General features: G+C 74.2%; 7 protein-coding genes. 4 read left to right on the top strand and 3 right to left on the bottom strand.

Features of this window, described 5'->3' with window-relative positions:
- The first annotated feature begins 173 nt into the window (after positions 1-173).
- Both HTZ82_RS08370 and HTZ82_RS08365 read left to right on the top strand, forming a co-directional pair.
- On the top strand, positions 174-806 hold the full coding sequence (locus tag HTZ82_RS08370; protein WP_175408666.1) for a TetR/AcrR family transcriptional regulator: 633 nt from the start codon (positions 174-176) through the stop codon (positions 804-806).
- A gap of 244 nt (positions 807-1,050) precedes the next feature.
- Positions 1,051-1,998, top strand: a complete 948-nt coding sequence (locus HTZ82_RS08365; RefSeq protein WP_375540792.1) for an endonuclease/exonuclease/phosphatase family protein — start codon at positions 1,051-1,053, stop codon at positions 1,996-1,998.
- A 51-nt stretch (positions 1,999-2,049) separates the two neighbouring features.
- Here HTZ82_RS08365 and HTZ82_RS08360 read toward each other — a convergent pair whose 3' ends face one another.
- From HTZ82_RS08360 to HTZ82_RS08350, 3 genes are all read right to left on the bottom strand, one after another.
- Positions 2,050-3,813, bottom strand: coding sequence for an NAD+ synthase (locus HTZ82_RS08360; protein ID WP_175408664.1), 1,764 nt, complete (start codon positions 3,811-3,813; stop codon positions 2,050-2,052).
- Positions 3,814-3,924: 111 nt separating this feature from the next.
- Positions 3,925-5,547: a multicopper oxidase family protein gene (locus tag HTZ82_RS08355; protein WP_375540791.1), complete on the bottom strand. Its 1,623-nt coding sequence runs from the start codon at positions 5,545-5,547 to the stop codon at positions 3,925-3,927.
- A 173-nt stretch (positions 5,548-5,720) separates the two neighbouring features.
- Positions 5,721-6,167 (bottom strand): DUF6153 family protein, encoded by a 447-nt coding sequence (locus tag HTZ82_RS08350; protein WP_175408662.1) that lies wholly within the window; start codon positions 6,165-6,167, stop codon positions 5,721-5,723.
- A gap of 67 nt (positions 6,168-6,234) precedes the next feature.
- Between HTZ82_RS08350 and HTZ82_RS08345 the strand changes: the two genes are divergently transcribed.
- Both HTZ82_RS08345 and HTZ82_RS08340 read left to right on the top strand, forming a co-directional pair.
- Entirely contained in the window at positions 6,235-7,050 is an 816-nt protein-coding gene (locus HTZ82_RS08345; protein ID WP_175408661.1) for a DUF998 domain-containing protein, read from the top strand.
- Positions 7,047-7,359 (top strand): alpha/beta fold hydrolase (locus tag HTZ82_RS08340; protein WP_175408660.1); only part of this gene is annotated, 313 nt, incomplete at its 3' end. The genes HTZ82_RS08345 and HTZ82_RS08340, both read left to right, overlap by 4 nt.

The following is a 7,359-nucleotide window of genomic DNA, read 5'->3' as shown; positions in this document are numbered from 1 at the left end:
CAGCCCGTCTGGGGGTACCCCCTGCTCGAAGAGCTTGGGGGAGTTTGAGGACGAGCGCCGTTCAGGCGCGAACGGGGGTCTGGGGGCGGAGCCCCCAGTTTCGGGAAGGGGCGGGGTGGGGGAAAGACCGCCGGACACGCCCCCCACCCGGACGGCACGGCGAGAGGACCCCCATGTCAACGACCCCCAGCGATCCCGCGGACGCCCCTGCGCGGCGGGGCCGGCCGCGGAGCGCCGGGGTCGAGCGGGCGATCCTGGATGCCGTCGTACGGCTCCTGGAGGACGGCGTACCGCTCGGTGAGGTCTCCATGGAGCGCATCGCCCGCACCGCCGGAGTCGGCAAGGCCGCCATCTACCGGCGCTGGCCCGGCAAGGAGGAACTGCTCGTCGACCTCATGCGGTCCGCCGAGCCCCCGGAGCCCGAACTGCCCGGCACCTCCGTACGGGACGACCTCGTCGCCCTGTTGGAGGCGCTGCGCCGGCGCGGTGTCGCCAAGCGGTCGTCGGCCGTCCTGCACACCGTGTCCGCGCAGCTCCGCGCCTACCCCCGGCTCTGGGACGCGTACCACCGCGCCGTGATCCAGCCGCACCGCCGCGCCACCCTCGACGTGCTGCGCCGCGGCGTCGAGACCGGCGAACTCCGCCCGGACGCCGACCTCGACCTGCTCGGCGACCTGTTCGTCGGGCCCCTCATGCTGCGCACCCTCGTCACACCGGACGCGGCACTGGACGAGGACCTCCCCGCCCGGGTCGTGGACACCGTCCTCGCGGGCGCCGCAAACCCTGCCGCCCCCGGATCACCGTGAAACCCCAGGCCGCGAGTGTGCGCGTTCTGTCACAGACCGCGCCCCGACCGCAACCCTCGGAACCCCCCGCGGCACCGGGTCGTCATCGAGGCAGTACGGCCGTTCCGTGATCGCCTACTGTCGTGGTCCGGGACGGGAAGCAGGGCAAGCACGTGAGGACGACGGAATGGCGCGGGTGGACGACATGACGGAGACGGGGAACGGCGCCGCGGAGCCGCGGCGTCCCGGATCCCGGGTCCGGTCGCTGGTCGACCGCTGGAGGCGCGACCCCGGGATCTGGCGGCGCGGCATCGTCCTCGCCGTCTGCGCCGTGCTGCTGGCCCTGTTGATGCTGATGCACGCCCATGTCCCGAACACCATCGGCAACCTGGGCAGCCTCACCGAGACGTTCCTGCCCTGGTTCGGCGTGTTCGTCCCGGTGCTGCTCGTCCTGGCGCTGCTGCGCCGCTCGGCCACCGCCGTCATCGCCGTGCTGCTCCCGGCGGTCGTGTGGGCCAACCTCTTCGGCGGGCTCGTCATCGACAGGTCCGGCACCGGCGGCGACCTCATGGTCGTCTCGCACAACGTGAACGCCGACAACCCCGACCCCCAGGGCACCGCCCGCTCCGTCGCCGCGTCCGGCGCGGACGTCGTCGGCCTCGTCGAACTCAAGCCGGCGATGGTCCCGGCGTACGAGCGGGCGCTGGCCGACACGTACCCGTACCACTCCGTACAGGGCACGGTCGGCCTGTGGAGCAAGCACCCGCTGACCGACAGCCGCCCCGTCGACATCCGCCTCGGCTGGACCCGCGCCATGCGCGCCACCGTGTCAGCCCCGGCGGGGTCCGTCGCCGTGTACGTGGCCCATCTGCCGTCCGTACGCGTCAAGTTGAAGGCCGGCTTCACCGCCAACCAGCGGGACGCCAGCGCCGACCAGCTCGGCGAGGCCATCGCCGCCGAGCGCACCCACCGCGTGATCCTCCTCGGCGACCTCAACGGCACCATGAACGACCGTGCCCTGAACGCCATCACGTCGCAGATGCGCTCCACGCAGGGCGCGGCCGGCGACGGCATGGGCTTCAGCTGGCCGGCCGCGTTCCCGATGGCCCGCATCGACCAGATCCTCGTCAAGGGCGTGGAACCGGTGGCGTCCTGGTCGCTGCCCCGCACGGAGAGCGACCACCTCCCGATCGCGGCGCGCGTGACGCTCTGACGTGAACAGAAGGGGCCTTCCGACCGGAAGGCCCCTTCTGTTCCCGTCGTCCTACGCCGTCGGCGTCTCCCGCCAGCGGTTGCTGATCGGCAGGCGCCGGTCCTTGCCGAAGACCTTCGCGGAGATCTTCGTACCCGGCGGGTACTGCCGCCGCTTGTACTCGGCGGTGTCCACGAGCCGCAGCGTCCTCGCCACCAGCTCCGGGTCGAAGCCCGCCGCGACGATCGCCTCCTTGCCCTGGTCCCGGTCCACGTACAGCTCCAGGATCCGGTCCAGGACGTCGTAGTCCGGCAGCGAGTCCGTGTCGACCTGGCCCGGGCGCAGCTCGGCGCTCGGCGGCTTCGTGATGGAGCTCTCCGGGATCGGCGGCGTCTGGCCGCGCTCCTCGGCGGCCCGGTTGCGCCACTTCGCCAGGCGGAACACCGCCGTCTTGTACACGTCCTTGATCGGCCCGTACGCGCCGACCGAGTCGCCGTACAGCGTCGAGTAGCCCACCGCCAGCTCGGACTTGTTGCCCGGCGCCAGCACGATGTGCCCCTCCTGGTTGGAGATCGCCATGAGCGTCGTGCCGCGCAGCCGCGACTGCAGGTTCTCCTCGGCGAGCCCGGTCAGCTCCAGCGACCCCATGTACGCGTCGAACATCGGCTCGATCGGTACGGTGCGGAAGTGCAGCCCCGTACGGCGCGCCAGCTCGGCCGCGTCCGACTTCGAGTGCTCCGACGAGTACTTGGACGGCATCGACACGCCGTACACGTTCCCCGCGCCCAGCGCGTCGCAGGCGATGGCGGCGACGAGCGCCGAGTCGATACCGCCGGACAGGCCGACCAGCACGGACCGGAAGCCGTTCTTCGCGGCGTACGCGCGCAGGCCCACGACCAGGGCCGTGTACACCTCCTCGTCGTCGTCGAGCCGGTCCGCGTAGCCGCCGCTCAGCTCCGGCTCGTACGCGGGCAGCGGCGCCTCGGACAGCACCAAGCGCTCGACGCGCAGTCCGTCGTCCACGACGGTGCCGTCCACCGGCCCCTCGGCAGCCGCCGGCAGGTCGAGGTCCAGGATCACGCTGCCCTCGGCGAACTGCGGCGCCCGCGCGACGACATCGCCGTTCGCGTCGACGACGATCGAGTCGCCGTCGAAGACCAGCTCGTCCTGCCCGCCGATCATCGCCAGGTACGCGGTGGTGCAGCCGGCCTCCTGGGCGCGCTTGCGCACCAGCTCCAGGCGCACGTCGTCCTTGTTCTGCTCGTACGGAGACGCGTTGATCGACAGCAGCAGCCCGGCGCCCGCGGAGCGCGCCGCCGGGACGCGGCCGCCCTCCTGCCACAGGTCCTCGCAGATCGCCAGCGCCACGTCGACGCCGTGGACGCGGACCACGGGCAGCGTGTCGCCCGGCACGAAGTAGCGGAACTCGTCGAAGACCCCGTAGTTCGGCAGGTGGTGCTTGGCGAACGTCAGCGCCACCGCACCCCGGTGCAGCACGGCCGCCGCGTTCTGGGGGGCGCCGGCCGGCTGCCCGAACTTCGGCATGGCCTTCTCGGCGCGGTCCAGGTAGCCGACGACGACCGGCAGCTCCCCGAGGCCCTCGTCGGCCAGGCGCACGGCGAGCGCCCGCAGCGCGTCCCGCGACGCCTCCACGAACGACGAGCGCAGCGCGAGGTCCTCGACGGGGTAGCCGGTCAGCACCATCTCGGGGAACGCGACGAGGTGCGCCCCCTGTCCGGCGGCGTGCCGGGTCCAGTGGACGACCGCCTCGGCGTTGCCGGCGAGGTCGCCGACGGTCGAGTCGATCTGATTCAGGGCGAGGCGAAGTTGAGGCACGCGCCCCAGTGTAATCGTCAGACCGACGCGATGCCCTGGACCCGGCGTGTGGCCCACCCCACCTCCGGGGCGGCCCGCCGAAGCCGCCCCGACCGGGGGAGTACGCCCACCTCAGCGGCGGTATCCGAGCACCGTCATCATCCCCGCCTCCGCGTGGTAGACGTTGTGGCAGTGGATCATCCACAGCCCCGGGTTGTCCGCGTCGAAGTCCACCGTGAGCGTGCCGTTCGGCAGGATCACCGCCGTGTCCTTGCGCGGCCCGCCCGCCGCGTTCGCCAGGGCGAAGGTGTGGCCGTGCAGATGCAGCGGATGCCACATGGTCGTCCCGTTGGCGAACACCAGCCGGACCCGCTCGCCCGCCTTCACCGCGTGCCGCTGGTCCGCCGTGTACGGCTTGCCGTCGAAGGCCCAGTCGTAGCGCGCCATCCCGCCGGTCAGCCGGATCCTGACCGTCCGGTCGGGGGTGCGGGCGGCGAGCGCCACCGACGGGTCGGCCTTCAGCCGGTCCGCCGTCAGCACCCGGCCGCTCGTCAGCTCCCCGGGCCGTACGGACGCGGCGGGCGCGGCGCCCGCGCCTGTCCGCAGCACCGCCAGCGCGGCCGCCTTCTTGCCCTCGGCGGCCGCGACCAGCGGGAAGACCCCGTCGCCCGCCGTGACCAGCACGTCGTACCGCTCGCCCATGCCGATGAGCAGCGCGTCGGTCTCCGCGTGCCGCACCGGGAACCCGTCCGTGTGCGTCACCGTCAGGCGGTGGCCGCCCAGCGCGACCCGGAACGCGGTGTCGCCGCCCGCGTTCACGATCCGCAGCCGGATCCGGTCCCCCGGCTTGGCGCGGAACTCCGAAGGCGCCTCGGGCGTACGGCCGTTGACCAGGTAGTACGGGTAGGCCACATCGCCCGCGTCGTCGCCCAGCAGGTCGCTGCGCGCGCCCATCATCATCCGCGACGGCCCGGACGAGCCGGACGGCCCGGACGAGCCGGACGGGCCCGGCTCCGGCGACGGGCCGCTCTCGCCCGCGACCGCCCCGTGGCCCTCGTGCCCGCCGCCGTGGTCCATGCCGCCGCCGCCCATGCCCTTGCGGAGCTCGGCCAGGACGGCGTCCGGCGTCGAGCCGTCGACCCCGTCGAGCCAGTCGTCCAGGACGACGACCCACTCCTTGTCGTACGAGAGCGGCTCCTTCGGGTCGTCGACGATCAGCGGCGCGTACAGGCCCCGGTCCTGCTGCGTGCCGGAGTGCGGGTGGAACCAGTACGTGCCGGGGTGCGGCACGGTGAAGCGGTACGCGAACTCGGCGCCGGGCTTGATGTCCCGCTGGGTCAGCCCCGGCACGCCGTCCATGTCGTTGCGGAGCGCGAGCCCGTGCCAGTGCAGGGACGTGGCCTCGGGCAGGTGGTTGGCGAGGGTCAGCGCCAGCGTGTCGCCCGCCGTGACCCGCACCTCCTTGCCGGGCAGCCGGTCCCCGTACGCCCAGGACTTCACGGTGCGGCCGCCGCCCAGGTCGAGGGTGGTGGCCGTGGCGGTGAGCCGGACCTCGCGGACGGGACCCGGGCCCCGGGCGGCCTCGGCCGCGGCGACCTCGGGCCCGTCGGGCGCGACGAAGCCCGCGGGCGCGGACGGGGGCGCGGCCGACGCGCCGTGCCCGCCGTGCCCGGAACCCGACGCGGATCCCGACCCGGAGCCCGAGCAGGCGGAGAGCGCCGCCGTCCCGGCCACGGCGAGGCCGGCGCCGAGCACGGTACGGCGCGAAGACGACGCAGACGACGCAGACGACGCAGAGGAAGCGGAGGAGGCGGAAGAGAAGGTACGCATGGTGAAGTGCACCTCGAATCGGTGTGTTTCCTCGGAAAAGGTACGTACGGAGGTACGGGTGGACGCGCGGGCGCGCAGGTCCGCCCCGTCCGTCGTTCCTAGATCCGCAACACCGAGAGTTCCGCGAGGGCCACGCGCAGCCGCGGCGGCGGTGGCCACTGCGGCCGCACCACCCGGGCGGCGCCGCGGCCGGTGCCCGAGGCCGTCCCCCTACCGCGCCGGGCGCGGCACGGCAGCCGCAGCAGGGCCAGGGCGCCGAGGCCCACGCCGGCCGAACCGAGCAGGGCGAAACAGATCGCGGCCGCATCCATACCGCCCGGCGGAGCGTCTTCAGGTGCGTCATGCACCCGGGTGCCGTGCGCGGCCGGGTGTCCCGAGTGCCCCGCGCCGGCCGCGGGCGCCGCCACCGAGTGCGTCCCCGCATGCTCCGAAGGATGGCCCCACGTGTGCATCGTGACGATGCCGAGCAGCAGCGCGGCGAGCAGCAGCAGCTGCCCGTACCGTGCCGCGCTCCGCGCGCACCGCCCTCTCGCCCCGGCGACCATGGGCCGCAGCCTACCCCCTCCGGGTATGGACTTTGCGGCGGGAGCGTACGGCACGGATCATGGGGCCATGACACCGACGCACCCCCGCCGGAACGACCGGCGCCGGTCCGTCGCCGCCCCCGTCACGCTCCTGGCCGCCCTGCTCGTCCTCGGGGCCCTCTCGTACAGCGCCTGGCTGCTCGAACCGTTCCTCGGCACCGGCCTCGACCCCGTCGAGTCGTACGTCAGCGAACTCGCCGCCACCGACCAGCCCCTGAGCGGCTTCTTCCGCGCCGCCGACCTGGTCGCGGGCGCCCTGCTGCTGACCGCCGCGCTGCTGGCCGTCGCGCTGCCGGCCGTGCGCACGCTGGAGCGCCGGTTCTGGTCGGTGACCGGCTGGGTGGCCCTCGCGGTGTTCGGCGCCGCCACGGTCGCCGACTCGCGGCTGCCGCTGAGCTGCGCGCCCACCGCCGATGCCGCCTGCGCGGCCCGCGAGGACGCCGGGCTCGTCCCGGCCACGCACGCCGCGCACGCCGTCAGCTCCAGCCTCGCCATGGCGGGCGCCGTCACGGCCGTCGTGGCGCTCACGGTCGCCGCCCGCCGCTACGGCCGGTGGCGCCCCCTCGCCCGTACGGGCCCCGCCCTCGTCGCCCTGGAACTGGCCGCCACGGCCTGGACGCTCGCCGCCGTCACCGCGTTCGAGGCGGAGCGCGGCCACTGGGCACTCGGCGCGGCCCAACGCGCCCAGCTCCTCCTCCTGGCGATCTGGCTCCTGGTCCTGGCATGGTCCCTCGCCCGCGGGGCCTTCGGCCCGAGGCAGGGGCGGTCGGGGCGGTCGGACGTGTCGGGCGAGGACGAGAGGCGGCCCGGCGTGGCGGGGCGGGGCGAGGAGGCGCGGGGATGACCCGGTTCGTACGGGTCGGGGGAGTGGCCCACCATGTGGCCGTCGACGGGGCGGGGCCCGTCTGCGTGCTGAGCGCGGGGCTCGGCATGGCCTGGTTCGACTGGGACCCGGTCGTCCCGCTGCTCACGCCGCACCGCACGGTCGTCCGCTTCGACCGGCCCGGCCACGGCCTGAGCGGCCCCGCCGCCACGGCGCCGACGGCGGAGGGCGAGGCGCACCGGATCGCGGGCGTGCTGGACGCACTCGGCTGCACGAACGAGCCGGTCACCGTGGTGGGGCACTCCATCGCCGGGTTCCACGCCGAGGCGT

Origin of the sequence: Streptomyces sp. TRM64462 (assembly GCF_013362995.1) — a bacterium.
Classification (GTDB): domain Bacteria; phylum Actinomycetota; class Actinomycetes; order Streptomycetales; family Streptomycetaceae; genus Streptomyces.
Note: the sequence above shows the minus strand (reverse complement) of the source record. Positions and strands in the feature narration are given on the sequence as shown.